The following is a 16428-nucleotide window of genomic DNA, read 5'->3' as shown; positions in this document are numbered from 1 at the left end:
GGCGGGCGCGGCGGACTGCTCGGCGGCTCCGACGGCAGCGTCGGCGAAGGCGGAGCCGATGGCGAAGGGGGACAAGAGGGTTCGCCGGGTGTCGATGGAAACTCCGGCAGCTGACACCGTCAGGCGTAGCCGAGCGCGCGGTTTTCCGAGGTGATCCTGATGCGTAGGATCGCGGCGTTGGCGAGGCTGAACACCACGGCCGTCCACCACGCCGAGTGCACCAGCGGCAGCGCCGCCACCTCCACGGCCACCGCCGTGTAGTTCGGGTGGTGCAGAAGCCGGTACGGGCCTTTCTGCACCAACTCGGCGTTCGGGATCACGATGAGCCGCGGATTCCAGTGCTTGCCGAGCGTGGCCACACACCACCAGCGCATGGCCGTGCTCGCCGCGACCAGCGCCACCATCGGCCAGCCCAGCCAGGGCAGGAATGGCCGGTGCTGCGTGGCGACCTCGACGATGCACGAAACCAGAAGCAGCGCATGCATACTCACCATCGCGGGGTAGTGGCTGCGGCCGAATTCCTTGCCGCCGTGGGCAAACGACCACCGCGCGTTGCGCCGCGACACGACGAGCTCGACGAGCCGTTCGGCGGCGATCAGCAGGATGAACAGGTTGTAGGCCATCGTCGGTCCTACCAGCTCAGCAGTAGTAGTTCGAAGCTGAAACCCGGTCCCATGGCCACCATCACGCCGAACGACCCGGGCGGCGGCGGTGTCTGGGTGGTCCGGTCGAGCACGTCGAGCACCGACGCCGACGAGATGTTGCCGTGCTCGCGCATCGAATCCCAGCTGTGCCGCAACGCGCCTGCCGGCAGGTCGACGACGGACTGGATCGCGTCGAGCACCTTCGGCCCACCGGGATGACACACCCAGGTGGCGATGTCGTCGGTCGTCAGCCCGTGATCGGCGAGGAACCGGTGTACCTCGTCGGCGAGATAGTCGCGCGCGATCTCGGGCACTTCGCGACCCAACACCAGCTGGAAGCCGGTATTGCCGACGTTCCAGCCCATCACCTCGACCGTGTCGGGGAACAGCCGGCTGCGGGTCGCGACGATCCGCGGGCCCGGTTGCGGAGTGGCCGGGCTGCGCTGCGCGCCAACCGAAACCACTGCGGCGGCCCCGTCGCCGAACAGACACAGTCCGATCAGCGCGGGGATCGAGGTGTCGTCGGGCTGCAGCGTGAGCGAACACAATTCGACCGACAGCAGCACCGCGACATGGTCGGGGAAGCCACGAAGGTAATCGTGTACCCGAGCCAGACCGGCCGCACCGGCGACGCAGCCCAGACCGAAGATCGGGATCCGCTTGACGTCGGGCCGCAGGCCCAGCCGGGAGGCCATGCGTGCGTCGAGGGTCGGCACGGCGACCCCGGTGCTCGACACGGTGAAGATCGCGTCGACCTCGGTCGGGTGGAGGTGGGCCTCGGCCAGCGCCGCGCGTACCGCCTGCTCGCCGAGTTCGGTCGCCACCTCCAGGTAGGCGGTGTTGGCCTCGGTGAAGCCGGCCAGCGGGTAGCGGTCCAGAGGCAGCGCAAGGTTGCGGTATTCGACACCGCTGGTGCGGGCGAACCGGGTGAACGCGGGATCGGTGAACGACGTGAGCTCGCGGGCCACCTCGTCCTGGTCGTAGCGGTGCCTGGTGAAGGCCAACGCGGTACCCGCGATGTGCGGGGCGCCGCGGAAGCGGGACAGGATCGGTTGGGTGGGGGCGAGATATGAGGTATCAGTCATGCGGGGCTAAACGGCACTGCGCGCCCGCACTAGTTCAGGAAATGCGCCGTCGTGAATTAGTCCACAGATCGTCGTAATCCGACTTATTCAGTGGTATAACCGCAGATCAGGAGCACTTTCCTGGGAACGCACGCAGCGATTTACCGGCTATTTCCCAGAAACGATTCTTCTCCGCCGAAACCGCATTCCACGCGGATTTTCGCGCGAAAGAACCCGCCCAGATGCAATCTCGGCGGGTTCGTTAGCTCAGCGAATATTGACGCGGGGACGTGGCAGGACGGGCACACACAGTCGCGTGACATCGCTCACATGGCGATGTCCGGGGGCGATCTACGACGCCCGCAGCACCACGACGGGCTCGACGGACTGGACCGCGGAGCCGGCTTGGACATGGCCCGTCTGCGCCGCGTGCATTCCCGCGTCAACGACTGCGGAAGCGCGCAGCCTGCGCGGAGTAGCGTGCCAACCACACTCACATTGCGCGGTACGGCGGAAGGCGGGGCCCTCGATGTACACCTGCATGTCTTCGAAAGTACCCATCGACACTGAGAGCGAACCAACCCCTGGGCTGAGCTTTACCTGAGAGGTGAGTTCGCCCCGCGCCGTGAGCGCGGTAAAGTTACTGGCGAGTAGCAAGGAGATGATGATGGCTAGTTGGGCCGGAAATCCGTCGTTCGATCTGTTCCAGTTGCCCGAGGAACACCAGGAGCTGCGGACGGCGATCCGCGCGTTGGCGGAGAAGGAGATCGCTCCGCACGCCGCCGACGTCGACGAGAACTCGCGCTTCCCGCAAGAGGCCCTCGACGCGCTGGTCGCGTCGGGCTTCAACGCGGTGCACGTGCCGGAGGAGTTCGGCGGGCAGGGCGCGGACTCGGTCGCGGCGTGCATCGTGATCGAGGAGGTCGCCCGGGTCGACGCGTCGGCCTCGCTGATCCCCGCGGTCAACAAACTCGGCACCATGGGGCTGATCCTGCGCGGTTCCGACGAACTCAAGAAGCAGGTGCTGCCCTCGATCGCGTCCGGCGAGGCGATGGCGTCGTACGCGCTGTCCGAGCGCGAAGCCGGCTCCGACGCGGCCGCGATGCGCACCCGCGCCAAGGCCGACGGCGACGGCTGGGTGCTTAACGGCACCAAGTGCTGGATCACCAACGGCGGCAAGTCGTCCTGGTACACGGTGATGGCGGTGACCGATCCGGACAAGGGCGCCAACGGCATCTCGGCGTTCATGGTCCACATCGACGACGAGGGCTTCACGATCGGGCCCAAGGAGCGCAAGCTCGGCATCAAGGGTTCGCCGACCACCGAGCTGTACTTCGAGAACTGCCGCATCCCGGGCGACCGGATCATCGGCGAGCCGGGCACCGGGTTCAAGACCGCGTTGGCCACGCTGGATCACACCCGGCCGACCATCGGCGCCCAAGCCGTCGGTATCGCGCAGGGCGCATTGGACGCCGCGCTCGAATACACCAAGGACCGCAAGCAGTTCGGCAAGTCGATCAGTGACTTCCAGTCGGTGCAGTTCATGCTTGCCGACATGGCGATGAAGGTCGAGGCCGCCCGTCTGATGGTGTACTCCGCGGCTGCCCGCGCCGAGCGCGGTGAGGGCAACCTCGGGTTCATCTCCGCCGCGTCGAAGTGCCTGGCCTCCGACGTCGCCATGGAGGTGACCACCGATGCCGTGCAGCTGTTCGGCGGCGCCGGTTACACGGTGGACTTCCCGGTCGAGCGGATGATGCGCGACGCCAAGATCACCCAGATCTACGAGGGCACCAACCAGATTCAGCGCGTGGTGATGAGCCGCGCCCTGCTGAAGTGACCTCGACCCCGGAATAGCATTCCTGGCTGTGATCGCCGTCGATCCACAGCCCGGAACGCTATTCCGCGGGGCCTGCCGGGCGTAGGTGGGTGATGTCGCCGGCCGACACCGTCGCCGTGGCGGTGCCGTCGTCGATCAGCAGCCTGCCGGCGTCGTCGATATCCGTTGCCACACCGATGATCTCGGCATCGCCGGGCAGGATCGCCCGTACCCGGGAGCCGATCGTGGTGCTGACGCCGCGGTAGTCCGCGGCCAGCGCCTCGTCGCCGGCACGCCAGCGGCGCAGCTGCATGCTTATCTCGCGCAGCACGGCCGACGCCAGCGCGGTGCGGTCGACGGCGTGGCCGAGCATCGACAACGACACCGCGTTCGCGTCGGGCAGCTCGTCGGGAGCCAGGCTGACGTTGAGCCCCAGGCCGACGACGATCACGGGTGCGGACACCTCCGCCAGGATCCCGGCCAGCTTCCCGGTGCCGACCAGAATGTCGTTGGGCCACTTCACGCCTGCGTTCACGCCGTAGACCTCCCGCAGGACGCGCGCGACCGCCAGTCCGGTCAGCAACGGCAGCCAGCCCCACCGGTCCGGCGCGACGCCGGTGGCGTCCACGCCGACCGACATCGAGATCTGCGAGCGCGGCGCCGCCGACCAGGTGCGCCCGTGCCTGCCCCGCCCTGCGGCCTGGTACTCGGCGAGCAGCACCGCGCCCGCGATGTCCTCGCCGGCCGCCGCGCGTGCGATCAGGTCCGCGTTCGTCGACCCGGTCTCCTCGACCACATCCAGGCGTCGCCACTCGGTGCCCGCGAGGGCGGCGCGTAGGTCGTCGGGCTTCAGTTCTGGACGGTCGGGTGCGGGCACGCCGCCGAGAGTACGTCGTGCCCGCACCGACGGGGTCGCCGGTAGTTGAAGCTCATCGTGTCCGCTTTGCCGCCACGACTATCCAGATAGCGAAGGTGACGTAGAGGAGGCGTCGAGTGGGTGCGGTCAGCGAGGCGGAAGCGTGGCTGCGGACGGGTCCACGGTCTCCAGTGCCTGCGAGCGCTTGGCGTGCCGGACCGTCGCCGCGTTCAGCGCGTCGAAGCCCACCACGAAGGCGACCATCGCGGCCAGCGCCCAGAGATTGCCGAACGCCCACTCCCACGTCGTCGCGGCGGGAGCCGCCACCAACCAGTACGCGGCGATCGTGACCAACAGATAGCCGCTGACGATCGCGCAGCGCCCCGCGGAGCTGGCCAGCCACCCGGGATGGCGGCGATTGCGCAGATGCCACACCGACAGCACAGCGACGATCGCCACTGCAGTGATAGTCGACTCCACGGTCACTCCTTGCCTACCGTGCCGCACGAGAGTGCGAACAGGGGGACAGCTTTGCCAGATCTGAAGGCGGCCGGCGCATACCGGGGGAACGTGCGAAAGTCGAGAACAGCCTGGTTGCCATAAACCCTAAGGTCAGCGTTACCTGCTCGTCAAGAACGCGTAATAAATGCGACCGCGAAATAGCCCCCTTGGTGGCTTCGCTGAATCGTCAGGTTTGTGTCGCTTTTCGGCTAGTGAGTCAGATGTTGCCGAAGGGACTACCGGGGTCAGAAACCGAGGCGGTCGGTGGCCGGCTCGATGGTCTCCATCCGTGCCGCCGCCCGCGCATGATCGGCGGTGACCCCGTTCAGGGCGTTGAAGCCGACGACGAACGACATCACCGCGGCCAGGGCCCACGCATTGCCCATGGCCCACTCCCAGGTGGTGGCCGTCGGCGCGGTGGTCAGCCAATACGTCGCCACGGCGACCAGCGGATATCCGCAGAGAATGAAGAACCGGCCGTCGGCACTGGCGGCCCAGCCGGCATGCCGGCGGTTGAACCCGTGCCAGACACTCAACATCACGACGACAACGACAGCGGCGATGATCGACAACATCGGCAGCCCTCCTCGCGCAAGGCTCCTCTGCTGGCTGAAAGGGCCCGAATTCGCCAAAACCGTCCGGTCAGGTACAACGAATTATCCGGCCGGAAACTGTGAACGCGGTGAGGCTACGGAAACGAAATGGTCACAGACTGATGCGTGTCAGTTTCTCGGTCTCGCGCCTGCGCTCGACGGCCGTGGCATCCGGGTTTGCCACCAGTACCAGTGACGCGCCCACCACGTACACGGCGAGCAGCTGTTCGATGACGTCGTCGGCCGTTTCCCACCGCGCCGCCGACAACACCCGGTCGGTTCCGGTCAGTCCCGCAGCGGTAGCCGAGCCCCGCGCCGCGGCCAGCACGTCGTCAGGCGACCGGCCGTCCAGCGCCGCACCGGGCTGCCGCTCCGGCACGATCTGGTCCCCGTGGACGCGCACCGCGGTCGCGTAGTCCGTCAGCCCCACCGGCAGATCGGGCACCGGCTTGCCGAACGGGTCCAGCGACAGCACCGCGATCTCACCCGTCCCGACGGCCGCGTCCGCGTCGTCGATCCGGTCAGCCGTGCACAGCGCGATGTCCGCGTCGGAAGCCTCGCCGAAGACCGCCTCGGCGCCGATCCACCAGATTCCGAACATCACCGCCACGGTCTGCCAGTGCGCGGGCAGCAGCACCGCCACCCGGGTGCCCGGCGCCGCCCCGAGCTCGTCGCGCAGCAGGTTGCCGGTCTTGGCCGCCCAGTTGGCCAGCGTCGCCGTCGACAGCTCGATGCGCTCGCCGGTGGCGTCGTCGTAGTAGGTGATCCGCGGACCTGCCGGGTTGGCGGCCATCAACGGGTCCAGGATCGCCGAACTCAGATTCGTCATGTCAGTTGACGCACGCCGGGTCGCTCGAACCCGCGGTCAGGATCGGCGACGGAGCCGGCACCGCCTCGCCCGCGCCGGACATCATCCCTGCCGTCGTCGGGTCCCCGCTCAGCAGCGTCACGTCGCTGCCGTCCAGACCCGCGCCGGGGCCGGTGTAGTCGGCCGCCAGCACCACCCGCACCGTGCCCTGCGGCACGTCCGGGGTCTCGACCACCCGCAACCCGCCCAGCTCCTTGGCCACGGCCTGCGCGCCCAGATCGTCGGTCTGAGCGACCTGCACCTGGCTGTCGGTGACCTTGGCGCCGTCGTTGTTGCCGACGCGTCCCTCCTGGAAACCCTTGCTGGACAGCACATGCGCGACCGCCGCGGCCAGACCGTTGATGTCGGAGTCGTTGAACACCTCGACGGTGGTCTTGTCGTTGCTGTAGGTCAGCTCGTCGGTCTTGCCCTGCTCCTGGTCGTGCAGCAGACCGGTCACGAAATCCTTGACCGCCGACGGATCGACGCGCACCACGCTTTGCATGCCGTCGTCACTCCAGCCCGCCTCCTCGATGATCGGGATGGTGGCGAACGCGACGTTGCCGCCGGCCAGCTTCTGCAGCTGCTCGACGAATTCCATGATGTCCCAACCGTCGGAGAGCACCACCGAGCGCTGCACCGCGCTCTGCAGATCGTTCAGCGTGGTCGGGCTCGACAGCGTCTTGCTGGAGATCACCTCGTGCGCCATCGACGCCATCACCGCCTGCTGGCGCGCCACCCGGTCCAGGTCGCCGCGCGGCAGGTCGTGGCGCTGACGCACGAAGCTCAGTGCCTGCGTCCCGTTCAGCTTCTGCCAGCCCGCCGGGAAGTCGGCGCCCGAAAGCGGTTCGTAGACAGGGTTGTTCAGGCAGACATTGACCCCGCCCAGCGCGTCGGTGATCAACGCGAAGCCGAGTAGACCGATCTCGGCGTAGTGGTCGACGGTGACGCCGGTCAGATTCGCGACCGTCTTGATCAGTTCCTCGCGACCCGCGGCGGTGGCCTCGGGCTCGGCCACGGCCGGATCCTCGCCCTGCTGCTCGACGAGCTGCTTCATCTTCTCCAGATGCACCGAGCCGTAAACACCGTTGATCTTCATCTTCCCGATGCTCGGGGCCTCGACGTAGGAGTCGCGGGGGATCGAGATCGCCGTCGCGGACTGCCCGTTGTTCGGGATGCGGATCAGGATGATCGTGTCGGTGTTCGTCGACACCTCGTTGCCGGCGCGCAGCATCGCGCGCTCCTCGTCGCTGAGCGGGTTGCCGTGCGCGTCGGTCCGGCTGTCGGAGCCGACCAGCAGGATGTCGATCGCGCCGTCGTCGCCGCCCTCGCCGAGCGCGACCGGATTGATGTGATTGATGCCGGCCTCGAACGAGCGAATCTTGCCCCACGCGACGCCGGTGCCGATGACGACGACGACTGCCACGGCCATGGAAATGGCACGGACCAGGTGAGCAGCAGGCATTTGTCCAGGCTACTGGCGAGCAGGCCGCATTCCTTGCAGCCGGAACCGGCGTGCCAAACTCGTGACGTGAACGGCCGAATCGTCATTTCCGGAGCAGCCGGCCTGGTAGGACGCGTGTTGGCAGGTCAGGCGGGTCAGTCCGGCCGTGAGGTGGTGACCCTCACATCCGGGCAGTGGGACATCACCGACACCGAGCGCACCGCCCAGGTCGCCGACACCGTCCTGCGCGCCGGCGACGTCGTCGTCAACTGCGCCGCGTTCACCCAAGTCGACGCCGCCGAAGCCGAACCCGGGCGGGCACGCGCGGTCAACGAGACCGGCGCCGGGAACGTCGCACAGGCCTGCGCGCGGGCCGGCGCATCGCTGATCCACCTGTCCACCGACTACGTGTTCAGCGGCGAATTCGACGGCGATCCGCGCCCCTACGACATCGACGACCGGACCGGTCCGCTGTCGGTGTACGGCCGCACCAAACTCGCCGGTGAGCAGGCGGTTCTGGCCGCCCTGCCCACCGCGCACGTCGTGCGCACCGCCTGGATCTACGAAGGCGGCGACGGCTCCGACTTCGCCGCGGTGATGCGCCGGGCCGCCCTCGGTGACGGAACCGTCGACGTCGTCGCCGACCAGATTGGGTCACCCACCTACGTCGGCGACCTGTGCCAGGCACTGCTGCAGATCGCCGGCGGCGGGATCGACGCGCCGGTGCTGCACGCCGCCAACGCCGGCGCGGCCAGCCGCTTCGACCAGGCACAAGCCGTCTTCGCCCTGCTCGGACAGGACCCGGATCGGGTGCGGCCCGTCGGCAGCGACCGGCATCCGCGCCCGGCCCCGCGACCGGCATATTCGGCCCTGTCCTCGGCGAAATCGGCGGCCGCGGGCCTCACGCCACTGCGGCCGTGGCGCGACGCGTTGGCCGAGGCGCTCGCCCGGTAGTTACTCTCTACGCCGTGGAACCGGTGGTGCGTGCGTGAGCGACGAACTGTTTGTCGTGACGGTGACGTACTCGCCCGGTCCGCACCTGGACCGGTTCCTGGCCACCCTCACGCACGCGACCGAGCGCCCGGTGACCGTGATCATCTCCGACAACGGCAGCACCGACGGCGCGCCCGAGGACGCCGTCGAGCGCTACCCGAACGTCAAGCTGTACCGGACCGGCGCCAACCTCGGATACGGCACCGCGGTCAACCGCGCCGTCGCCGAGTACGGGCTGACGTCCTCCTCGGATTTCTTCATCGTCGCCAACCCCGACGTGCAGTGGGGCCCCAACAGCATCGACCTGATGCTCGAGGCCGCGCAGCGCTGGCCGCAGGCCGGGTCGCTCGGCCCGCTGATCCGCGACCCCGACGGCACGGTCTACCCGTCGGCGCGGCACCAGCCGTCGGTGATCCGGGGCGGTATGCACGCCGTCGTCGGGCCGGTGTGGAAGTCGAACCCGTGGACCGCGGCCTACCGTCAGGACCGCGCCGAACCCAGTGAACGCCCGGTGGGCTGGCTGTCGGGCTCGTGCCTGCTGATGCGCAGCGCGGCCTACACCGAGATCGCCGGATTCGACGAGCGCTACTTCATGTATATGGAAGACGTCGACCTGGGCGACCGGCTCGGCCGGGCCGGCTGGCAGAACGTCTACGTGCCGTCGGCGGAGGTGCTGCACGCCAAGGGGCACGCCACCGGCCGGGACCCGGCCCGCAATCTGGCCGCACACCACGTCAGCACCTACACTTTTCTCGCAGATAGGTATCCGAAGTGGTGGCAGGCGCCGCTACGCTGGGCCTTTCGGGGGGCTCTTGGGGCGCGGGCACGTCTGGTCGTGCGCAATTCTCGTCGTAAGACTCGTGGCACGTAGGGCACACACGGTGGGGTACACGCGGAAGGGCAGTGCTGATGGTCAACCCAGCTGAGGTCGATGCGGTCGTCTTGGTCGGCGGGATGGGCACCCGCCTGCGTCCGCTGACCCTGTCGGCGCCCAAGCCGATGTTGCCGACGGCCGGTCTGCCGTTCCTGACCCATCTCCTGTCGCGGATCGCCGACGCCGGCATCGAACACGTCGTGATGGGCACCTCGTACAAGGCCGGGGTGTTCGAATCCGAGTTCGGTGACGGGTCCAAGTTCGGTTTGCAGATCGACTACGTCGTCGAGGACGAGCCCCTGGGCACCGGCGGCGGCATCGCCAACGTCGCGTCCAAGCTGCGCCACGACACCGCGGTCGTGTTCAACGGCGACGTGCTCTCGGGGTGTGACCTCGGCGCGCTGCTGGATGCGCACGCCTCCCGCGACGCGGACGTCACGCTGCATCTGGTCCGGGTCGGCGATCCCCGCGCATTCGGTTGTGTGCCAACCGATTCCGACGGTGTGGTGACCGCGTTCCTGGAGAAGACGCAGGATCCGCCGACCGACCAGATCAACGCGGGCTGCTATGTGTTCAAGCGGTCGGTGATCGACGCGATCCCGAAAGGCCGTCCGCTGTCGGTGGAACGGGAGGTGTTCCCGGGACTGCTGGCCGACGGGCTGCGGGTGTGCGGCTACGTCGACGCCACCTACTGGCGCGACATGGGCACGCCCGAGGATTTCGTGCGCGGCTCGGCGGACCTGGTGCGCGGCATCGCGCCGTCGCCTGCGCTGAAGGGCCATCGCGGGGAAAGCCTTGTGCACGACGGAGCTTCGGTCGCGCCGGGCGCCCTGCTGATCGGCGGCACGGTCGTCGGGCGAGGCGCCGAGGTCGCCGGCGGTGCCCGGCTCGACGGTGCGGTGATCTTCGACGGCGTGAAAGTCGGTGCCGGAGCGGTGATCGAGCGCTCGATCATCGGGTTCGGCGCGCACATCGGACCCAGGGCACTGATCCGCGACGGCGTGATCGGCGACGGCGCCGACATCGGCGCACGCTGCGAGCTGTTGCGTGGTGCGCGCGTATGGCCGGGCATCTCGATTCCCGACGGCGGCATCCGCTTCTCCACCGACATCTGAGGTTTTGCCGCGGAATAGTCGACTCGCCGCGAATGTGCATTCTCGGTAGTGATCCGGGTGTCCGGGCTACCGTAAGTGCACGCTCGCGGGTGCGAAGCTGTGGATAACCGGGCCGACGTGCCGTCGTGTTGTCGGAGGCCCGTCGCACGCTTCGCAAATGGGCACGGTGATTCTGGGCAGGGAAGCGATCGCAGACGGTTTCGTCACGCCGGGCCGGCTCCGTTACGGGTATCGCCGGCTCTACCCCAATGTGTATGTGCCACGCGAGCAACCACTGTCGCTGCTGGACAACGCATACGGCGCGTGGCTGTGGTCGGGGAGGCGTGCGGTGATCACCGGCCGGGCCGCCGCTGCGCTGCACGGGGCGCGATGGGTCAGCGACAAGGCGCCGGTCGAGTTGAACCACGACTGCAGGCGCCCGCCGACGGGGATCGTGTGTCGCAACGAGCGCATCGGCCGAGACGAGATCACCCGCAGGGGTGACCTCCCGGTCGCCACAGTGCCGCGCACCGCGTTCGATCTGGGCAGGTACCTACCGCTGAACAGAGCGGTCATGCATCTGGATGCTCTGGCCAATGCCACGGGACTCACGCGAGAGCAGGTGTTGCCACTCATGGGGGAGTACCGGGGAGCCCGCGGGATGAAGACCCTGCGTACCGCACTCGATCTGATGGACGGCGGCGCGCAGTCGCCTCAGGAGACATGGCTTCGGCTTCACCTGATGAAGTCCTTTCCCCGCCCTGCGACGCAGATTCCGCTCTTCAACAGCCGGGGCGTGGCGTTCGCCCATCTCGACCTCGGCTGGGAAGACATGTTGATCGCGGTCGAGTACGACGGCGAACACCATCAGCGGAACCGGGACCAGTATGTCTGGGACGAGCAGCGGCTGCGCCTGATCCGGGCACAGGGCTGGCTGCACATCAAGGTGATCAAGGAAGACGACCCCGCTGAAGTCACCGCACGGGTCAAACGAGCATGGTTACTCCGCGAGAGTGAACTGCGCGTCGCTGAACGCGCCTCCTGACTACCGGGGGCGCACTTTCGCGGCAAAGGGGCGGGCGGTGGCGGCGGCGGCCAGCTGGGTGAGGCCGAAGTCGCAGTCCTGCGGAAGCTCGTCGAGCGGCCACCAGCGCAGGTCCAGCGACTCGTCACTGCACACCGGCTGCGCGCCCTCGGGTGCCCGGACCACGAACTGCACGTCCAGGTGACGGGTCGGCACGCCTAGCGAGCACGTCAGCGGATGCACATGCAGCGCAGCGGGTTCCGGACTGATGGTGAGCCCGTCGATGCCCGATTCCTCGGTCGCCTCGCGCAGCGCCGCCGCGACGATCGTCTCGTCCTCGGGTTCGCAGTGACCGCCGAGCTGCAGCCAGCGACCGATCCGCGGATGCAGAGTCAGCAATGCGTGGCGGCCGCTGTGGTCGAGCACCAGCGCCGAGGCGGTGAGATGGCCGGGCGCGCACTCGCGCAGACAGGCATCCGGCCGCGCGGCCAGGAACGCCAGCAGCGCATGCCGCAGCGAATCCTGCGCAGGGTCAGGGGCCTTCCACGCGGTCAGCACCTCGACTGCCGACCCGTGCAGACTCACCGGCGCACCAGCAGCGTGTCGGTGGGCACCGGCGGGCGCGGTGTCAGCGGCTCGACGGGATAGCCGATCGCGATGGCCCCCAACGGCTGCCAGTCATCGGGCAGGTCCAACTCCGCGTGCACCAGGTCGGGGGCGAAGATCGTCGAGCCGATCCAGCAACTGCCCACCGACCGCACGGCCAGCGCGACGAGAAGACCCTGGACCGCGGCGCCGGCCGCGACCGTGAACATCGTCTGCTCGGCCGCGGTCCGCTGCGCATCCGGATACGAGTGTGCGCCGTCGGGAACCATGAACGGGATCACCAACTCCGGCGCGTCGTAGAGGATCTGGCCGCGGCTGACCCGGCGCTCCACGGCCTCGGGGTCCCGGCCGTCGCCGCTGAGATCGGCCCGCCAACGGTCTTTCATCGCGTCCAGCAGCCGGAGCCGCACCGCCCGGTCGCACACCCACACGAAGCGCACCGGCCGGGTGTGATGCGGCGCCGGGGCGGTCAGCGCCTCACCGACGGCCGCCTCGATCAGCTCCCCGGCCACCGGCTCGGCGCTGAACGCGCGCACCGAGCGGCGCAGCAGCTGCGCCTGGGCACGGCCCATCGCCAGCGCCTCCTCGGTGCCCAGCCAGAACAGGTCCTCCTCGCCGGCGCGCACCAGATCGCGCGCCGAGGAGCCGTCGTCGCGCAGCGTCAGCCCCCGAACGACGGCCACCGGCACCGCGGTCAGCTTGCCCTTGACCAGATCGGCGGCCGCGGCGATCTCGTCGGCGACCGCGATCTCGGTGACGATCAGCTCGTTGCCGTGCTGGTCGTGTTCGCCGGCGTAGGCGTGCAACACCGTCAGCCCCGCCGCACCGATCGCGACGTCGGTCTGGCCCGTGCGCCACGCCCGGCCCATGGTGTCGGTGACGACGACGCCGACGCGCACCCCGAGCCGCTCGCGCAGCGCCGCGACCAACGCGGAAGCACTGCCGTCGGGATCCACGGGCAGCAGCGCCAATTCGTGGGAGTCGACGTTCGAGCCGTCCACGCCGGCCGCGGCCTGCACCAGCCCGAGCGCGTTCTCGGTGATCAGCGTGCGGCCCTTGCGCGCCAGCACCCGCACCGCTTCGGCGTCGATCAGCTTGCGGCGCAGAGCATCCCGCTCGTCGGGATCGGCCGGGGCGGGCACCATGCGGCCCTCGGTCTTGGACAGCACCTTGCTGGTGACCACCAGAACGTCGTCGTCGCGCAGCCACGGCGCGGCCTCGGCGATGGCCGCGGCCAGATCGTCGCCGGGCCGGAACTCCGGGAGCCCGGCCACCGGCAGCAGCTCGATCCGTGCCGACGTGCCGTGGTCGTTCACGGTGCGATCCCGGCCAGTTCCATTCCGGCGCGCACCATCTCGGCGGTCGCTGCCGGATCGGTCATCAGCAGCGGCACCGAGCGCACCTGTACGCCGTCGATCGAGGCGTGGTCCCCGGAGTCCACCAGCCAGCCGTCGAGAATCCCGGTCGCCGACCGTGCTCCGAAGTGGTTGCCGACGGCCTCGGAGGTGCTCGGCACCCCGATCACGTTCAGGCAGGTGTCGGCCATGCCGCGCAACGGCTTCCCCGCGACGATGGGGGAGTAGCCGATCACCGGTGCGCTGGTCGAGCGCAGCGCGCCGCGGATGCCGCCGACGGCGAGGATGGCGCCGATGCTGACCACCGGGTTGGACGGCGCGATGAGCACCACGTCGGCGTTCTCGATCGCGTCGGTGACACCGGGTGCCGCGGTGGCCTTGTCGGCGCCGACGAACGCGAAACTCTCCGTGGGAATCTGGGCGCGGTACCGCACCCACCATTCCTGGAAGTGGATCGCGCGCTTCTCGCCTGCCGACTCGCCGGGACCGGGATCGGTGACCACGACATGGGTTTCGCACCGGTCATCGCTGGCGGGCAACAGTAGCGCACCGGGTGACCACCGCCGGCACAGGGCCCGGGTGACGTCGGAGAGCGGATAGCCCGCGCGCAGCATCTGACTGCGCACCAGATGGGTGGCCAGGTCCCGGTCGCCGAGGCCGAACCAGTCCGGCTGCACGCCGTAGGCGGCGAGTTCCTCCTTGGCGTGCCAGGTTTCATTCTTGTGACCCCAACCACGGTCGGGGTCGATGCCGCCACCCAGTGTGTACATGCATGTGTCGAGGTCAGGGCAGATTCGGACGCCGAACATCCAGGCGTCATCACCCACATTCACCACAGCTGTCACTTCGTGCTCATTGGTATCGTGATTGCCGAACTGCCCCAAGCCCAAAAGATGTTGGACACCGAGCAAGAACCGCGCACCACCTACGCCGCCGACCAGAACCGTGACCTTCACACCGAACGACACTAGGCCGTCAGAGTCGCCAACTGCGCCTCGGGCGGGACGTGACAGACACGCCACAGCGCGACGCGCCGTAATCAAGTCACGGAATGGTATGAATTCCTGTTCTAGCGCTTGACCAGGACAGCTAACGCGTGTGTAATCACACCAGTGTCATTTCGCGGTTCTCCGGCCGGTTCCGGTGTCGCAGACCGAGATTCGATCACTTGTTCGAATTGGGTGGCCGCACGTGCGTCTGTGGGGCTGGCATATACGGATCTACGAGACCTGGAGGAGGGGAACATGACATTTGAACAGGCCGATTTCGGCGACTCGATTACGTTCGACAACAGGCTCCTCGGCTCGGTGGGAAGTGCGCCGCACATCCAGACCGGACCGGCACCAAGCGGAGTAAACGGGCGTCCCCAGCTGAGCCTGGTGCCCGACCATGCCGACTACTTCAGCGACGGCACCGAGCTCGACGAGGATCAGTGGCAGGAGCGCGCGCTGTGCGCCCAGACCGATCCCGAGGCGTTCTTCCCCGAGAAGGGCGGCTCCACCCGCGAGGCCAAGCGCATCTGCCAGGGCTGCGAGGTCAAGGACGCGTGCCTGGAGTACGCACTGGCCAACGACGAGCGCTTCGGTATCTGGGGCGGGCTGTCCGAGCGGGAGCGCCGGCGCCTCAAGCGCGGCATCATCTGAGCCGCGCCGCGCGGCCTGCGCCGCCTAGTCCTCGTCCAGGGTTGGGTCGATGACAGACGGTTCCACACCCAGATAAGTGGCGACCTGCGCCACCAGCAATTCATGGAGCAGCTCGGTCAGCTCGTCGGTGTCTTTAGCCCGACGCTCGATCGGCTTGCGGAACAACACAATTCGGGCGCGAGTGGAGTTACCTCGCACGTCCACCCCCGCGGGGATCAGCCGGGCCAGCGCGATCGGGCCGTCGGCCACCACCTCCGGCGGCCACTGCACACTCTCTGGATCCTTCGGCGCGATGCGCGGAATCTCGTCGACCGCCACGTCGAGCGTCGACACCCGCTCATGCCAGCGCCGCTCGATCGGCTCATACGCTTCCAGCACCGCCATGTCGAAACGTTCGGCGCGGGTGCGCCAGCCAGGAACCGTCGGCGGCAACAGCGTCCCGCGCATCTCCCGCCGCGGACCGCGAAGGTGGCGCCTCGTCACGGACAGATCGTAACGGTTGGGCTTCGGGCCGGTCCCGGCTGCGCGTGTCCGGCGCAACCGTGACGATTCCGCACGATAGCCTTCGGCTGTGAATGTTCCCCGTCGCTGCTGCCGGCCAGGGTGCCCGCACTATGCGGTCGCGACGCTCACCTTCGTCTACTCGGACTCGACCGCTGTCGTCGGACCGCTGGCCACCGTGTCCGAGCCGCACTCGTGGGATCTGTGCGTCCTGCACGCCGGCCGGATCACCGCGCCCCGCGGTTGGGAGTTGGTCCGGCACGCCGGCCCGCTGCCGTCGCATCCCGACGACGACGATCTGGTGGCGTTGGCCGACGCGGTCCGAGAAGGCCGGGAGGCGACCGCGCCCGCCGCCGGTTTCACCCCCGGCTTCAGCGACCCGGTCACCGGTGCGCACGGCGGCGCGTTGATGGCCCCGCCGGCCCGCCGCCCCGAGACCAACGGACGTCGCCGCGGACACCTGCGCGTGCTGCCGGACCCGACGGACTGACCCGCCCCCGGCTCTTGCTGCCACGACACCCGGTGGACGACCCGACCGGGCAACGAGTCGCCATGCGCACAGCCGGTGACGGC

General features: G+C 68.6%; 18 protein-coding genes. 7 read left to right on the top strand and 11 right to left on the bottom strand.

Annotation, left to right across the window (positions count from 1 at the left end):
- Positions 1 to 119: 119 nt before the first annotated feature.
- Both MVA01S_RS14445 and MVA01S_RS14440 read right to left on the bottom strand, forming a co-directional pair.
- A complete protein-coding gene (locus MVA01S_RS14445; protein WP_003929411.1) occupies positions 120 to 623 on the bottom strand; it encodes an isoprenylcysteine carboxyl methyltransferase family protein in 504 nt (167 codons plus the stop codon).
- An 8-nt stretch (positions 624 to 631) separates the two neighbouring features.
- Positions 632 to 1729 carry a type III polyketide synthase gene (locus tag MVA01S_RS14440; protein WP_003929412.1) on the bottom strand — a complete coding sequence of 366 codons (1098 nt, stop codon included), beginning with the start codon at positions 1727 to 1729 and terminating at the stop codon, positions 632 to 634.
- Positions 1730 to 2375: 646 nt separating this feature from the next.
- Between MVA01S_RS14440 and MVA01S_RS14430 the strand changes: the two genes are divergently transcribed.
- Positions 2376 to 3545 (top strand): acyl-CoA dehydrogenase, encoded by a 1170-nt coding sequence (locus MVA01S_RS14430; protein ID WP_003929414.1) that lies wholly within the window; start codon positions 2376 to 2378, stop codon positions 3543 to 3545.
- Positions 3546 to 3603: 58 nt separating this feature from the next.
- Here MVA01S_RS14430 and MVA01S_RS14425 read toward each other — a convergent pair whose 3' ends face one another.
- The 5 genes from MVA01S_RS14425 to MVA01S_RS14405 form a co-directional block, all read right to left on the bottom strand.
- Positions 3604 to 4401 carry a biotin--[acetyl-CoA-carboxylase] ligase gene (locus tag MVA01S_RS14425; RefSeq protein WP_003929415.1) on the bottom strand — a complete coding sequence of 266 codons (798 nt, stop codon included), beginning with the start codon at positions 4399 to 4401 and terminating at the stop codon, positions 3604 to 3606.
- A gap of 126 nt (positions 4402 to 4527) precedes the next feature.
- Positions 4528 to 4860, bottom strand: coding sequence for a hypothetical protein (locus MVA01S_RS14420; RefSeq protein WP_040540550.1), 333 nt, complete (start codon positions 4858 to 4860; stop codon positions 4528 to 4530).
- Positions 4861 to 5126: 266 nt separating this feature from the next.
- Positions 5127 to 5456: a hypothetical protein gene (locus MVA01S_RS14415; protein WP_003929417.1), complete on the bottom strand. Its 330-nt coding sequence runs from the start codon at positions 5454 to 5456 to the stop codon at positions 5127 to 5129.
- A gap of 130 nt (positions 5457 to 5586) precedes the next feature.
- A complete protein-coding gene (locus MVA01S_RS14410; RefSeq protein ID WP_040540445.1) occupies positions 5587 to 6303 on the bottom strand; it encodes a TIGR03089 family protein in 717 nt (238 codons plus the stop codon).
- 1 nt (position 6304) lies between these two features.
- Positions 6305 to 7786: an LCP family protein gene (locus MVA01S_RS14405; RefSeq protein WP_040540444.1), complete on the bottom strand. Its 1482-nt coding sequence runs from the start codon at positions 7784 to 7786 to the stop codon at positions 6305 to 6307.
- A gap of 66 nt (positions 7787 to 7852) precedes the next feature.
- On the opposite strand from MVA01S_RS14405, the gene rfbD reads away from it, so the two are divergent.
- The 4 genes from rfbD to MVA01S_RS14385 all read left to right on the top strand — a co-directional run bounded on the left by rfbD (position 7853) and on the right by MVA01S_RS14385 (position 11771).
- Complete coding sequence (gene rfbD / locus MVA01S_RS14400) at positions 7853 to 8719, top strand: dTDP-4-dehydrorhamnose reductase (RefSeq protein WP_040540442.1); 867 nt, start codon at positions 7853 to 7855, stop codon at positions 8717 to 8719.
- Between the two features lie 34 nt (positions 8720 to 8753).
- Positions 8754 to 9629: a glycosyltransferase family 2 protein gene (locus tag MVA01S_RS14395; RefSeq protein ID WP_003929421.1), complete on the top strand. Its 876-nt coding sequence runs from the start codon at positions 8754 to 8756 to the stop codon at positions 9627 to 9629.
- A 38-nt stretch (positions 9630 to 9667) separates the two neighbouring features.
- A complete protein-coding gene (manB, locus tag MVA01S_RS14390; RefSeq protein WP_003929422.1) occupies positions 9668 to 10747 on the top strand; it encodes a mannose-1-phosphate guanylyltransferase ManB in 1080 nt (359 codons plus the stop codon).
- Between the two features lie 157 nt (positions 10748 to 10904).
- Complete coding sequence (locus MVA01S_RS14385; protein ID WP_003929423.1) at positions 10905 to 11771, top strand: putative endonuclease domain-containing protein; 867 nt, start codon at positions 10905 to 10907, stop codon at positions 11769 to 11771.
- On the opposite strand, the gene MVA01S_RS14380 is transcribed toward MVA01S_RS14385, so the two are convergent.
- From MVA01S_RS14380 to cofD, 3 genes are read right to left on the bottom strand one after another with little or no spacing between them, the layout of a single operon-like run.
- The gene (locus MVA01S_RS14380; protein ID WP_003929424.1) at positions 11772 to 12335 is read right to left on the bottom strand and encodes an NUDIX hydrolase; all 564 of its coding nucleotides are present in this window, start codon (positions 12333 to 12335) and stop codon (positions 11772 to 11774) included.
- Positions 12332 to 13672: a coenzyme F420-0:L-glutamate ligase gene (locus tag MVA01S_RS14375; protein WP_003929425.1), complete on the bottom strand. Its 1341-nt coding sequence runs from the start codon at positions 13670 to 13672 to the stop codon at positions 12332 to 12334. The genes MVA01S_RS14380 and MVA01S_RS14375 overlap by 4 nt, the downstream gene beginning before the upstream one ends.
- Positions 13669 to 14667 carry a 2-phospho-L-lactate transferase gene (gene cofD / locus MVA01S_RS14370; RefSeq protein ID WP_003929426.1) on the bottom strand — a complete coding sequence of 333 codons (999 nt, stop codon included), beginning with the start codon at positions 14665 to 14667 and terminating at the stop codon, positions 13669 to 13671. Before cofD ends, MVA01S_RS14375 begins: the two co-directional genes overlap by 4 nt.
- Positions 14668 to 15087: 420 nt before the next feature.
- Between cofD and MVA01S_RS14365 the strand changes: the two genes are divergently transcribed.
- Positions 15088 to 15354, top strand: a complete 267-nt coding sequence (locus tag MVA01S_RS14365; RefSeq protein WP_174538913.1) for a WhiB family transcriptional regulator — start codon at positions 15088 to 15090, stop codon at positions 15352 to 15354.
- 24 nt (positions 15355 to 15378) lie between these two features.
- On the opposite strand, the gene MVA01S_RS14360 is transcribed toward MVA01S_RS14365, so the two are convergent.
- On the bottom strand, positions 15379 to 15801 hold the full coding sequence (locus MVA01S_RS14360) for a metallopeptidase family protein (RefSeq protein WP_003929428.1): 423 nt from the start codon (positions 15799 to 15801) through the stop codon (positions 15379 to 15381).
- Between the two features lie 124 nt (positions 15802 to 15925).
- On the opposite strand from MVA01S_RS14360, the gene MVA01S_RS14355 reads away from it, so the two are divergent.
- On the top strand, positions 15926 to 16345 hold the full coding sequence (locus tag MVA01S_RS14355) for a DUF3499 domain-containing protein (protein ID WP_003929429.1): 420 nt from the start codon (positions 15926 to 15928) through the stop codon (positions 16343 to 16345).
- Positions 16346 to 16428: the final 83 nt, after the last annotated feature.

Source organism: Mycolicibacterium vaccae NBRC 14118 = CIP 105934 (assembly GCF_001552715.1).
Lineage (GTDB): Bacteria > Actinomycetota > Actinomycetes > Mycobacteriales > Mycobacteriaceae > Mycobacterium > Mycobacterium vaccae.
This window is presented reverse-complemented; position numbering and strand designations above follow the sequence as displayed.

Bases quoted from the DNA above. Each gene is read 5' to 3' on its own strand.
- MVA01S_RS14445 (WP_003929411.1), bottom strand. From the start codon at position 623: ATGGCCTACAACCTGTTCATCCTGCTGATCGCCGCCGAACGGCTCGTC.
- MVA01S_RS14440 (WP_003929412.1), bottom strand. From the start codon at position 1,729: ATGACTGATACCTCATATCTCGCCCCCACCCAACCGATCCTGTCCCGC.
- MVA01S_RS14430 (WP_003929414.1), top strand. From the start codon at position 2,376: ATGGCTAGTTGGGCCGGAAATCCGTCGTTCGATCTGTTCCAGTTGCCC.
- MVA01S_RS14415 (WP_003929417.1), bottom strand. From the start codon at position 5,456: ATGTTGTCGATCATCGCCGCTGTCGTTGTCGTCGTGATGTTGAGTGTC.
- MVA01S_RS14410 (WP_040540445.1), bottom strand. From the start codon at position 6,303: ATGACGAATCTGAGTTCGGCGATCCTGGACCCGTTGATGGCCGCCAAC.
- MVA01S_RS14405 (WP_040540444.1), bottom strand. From the start codon at position 7,786: ATGCCTGCTGCTCACCTGGTCCGTGCCATTTCCATGGCCGTGGCAGTC.
- manB (WP_003929422.1), top strand. From the start codon at position 9,668: ATGGTCAACCCAGCTGAGGTCGATGCGGTCGTCTTGGTCGGCGGGATG.
- MVA01S_RS14385 (WP_003929423.1), top strand. From the start codon at position 10,905: ATGGGCACGGTGATTCTGGGCAGGGAAGCGATCGCAGACGGTTTCGTC.
- MVA01S_RS14360 (WP_003929428.1), bottom strand. From the start codon at position 15,801: ATGCGCGGGACGCTGTTGCCGCCGACGGTTCCTGGCTGGCGCACCCGC.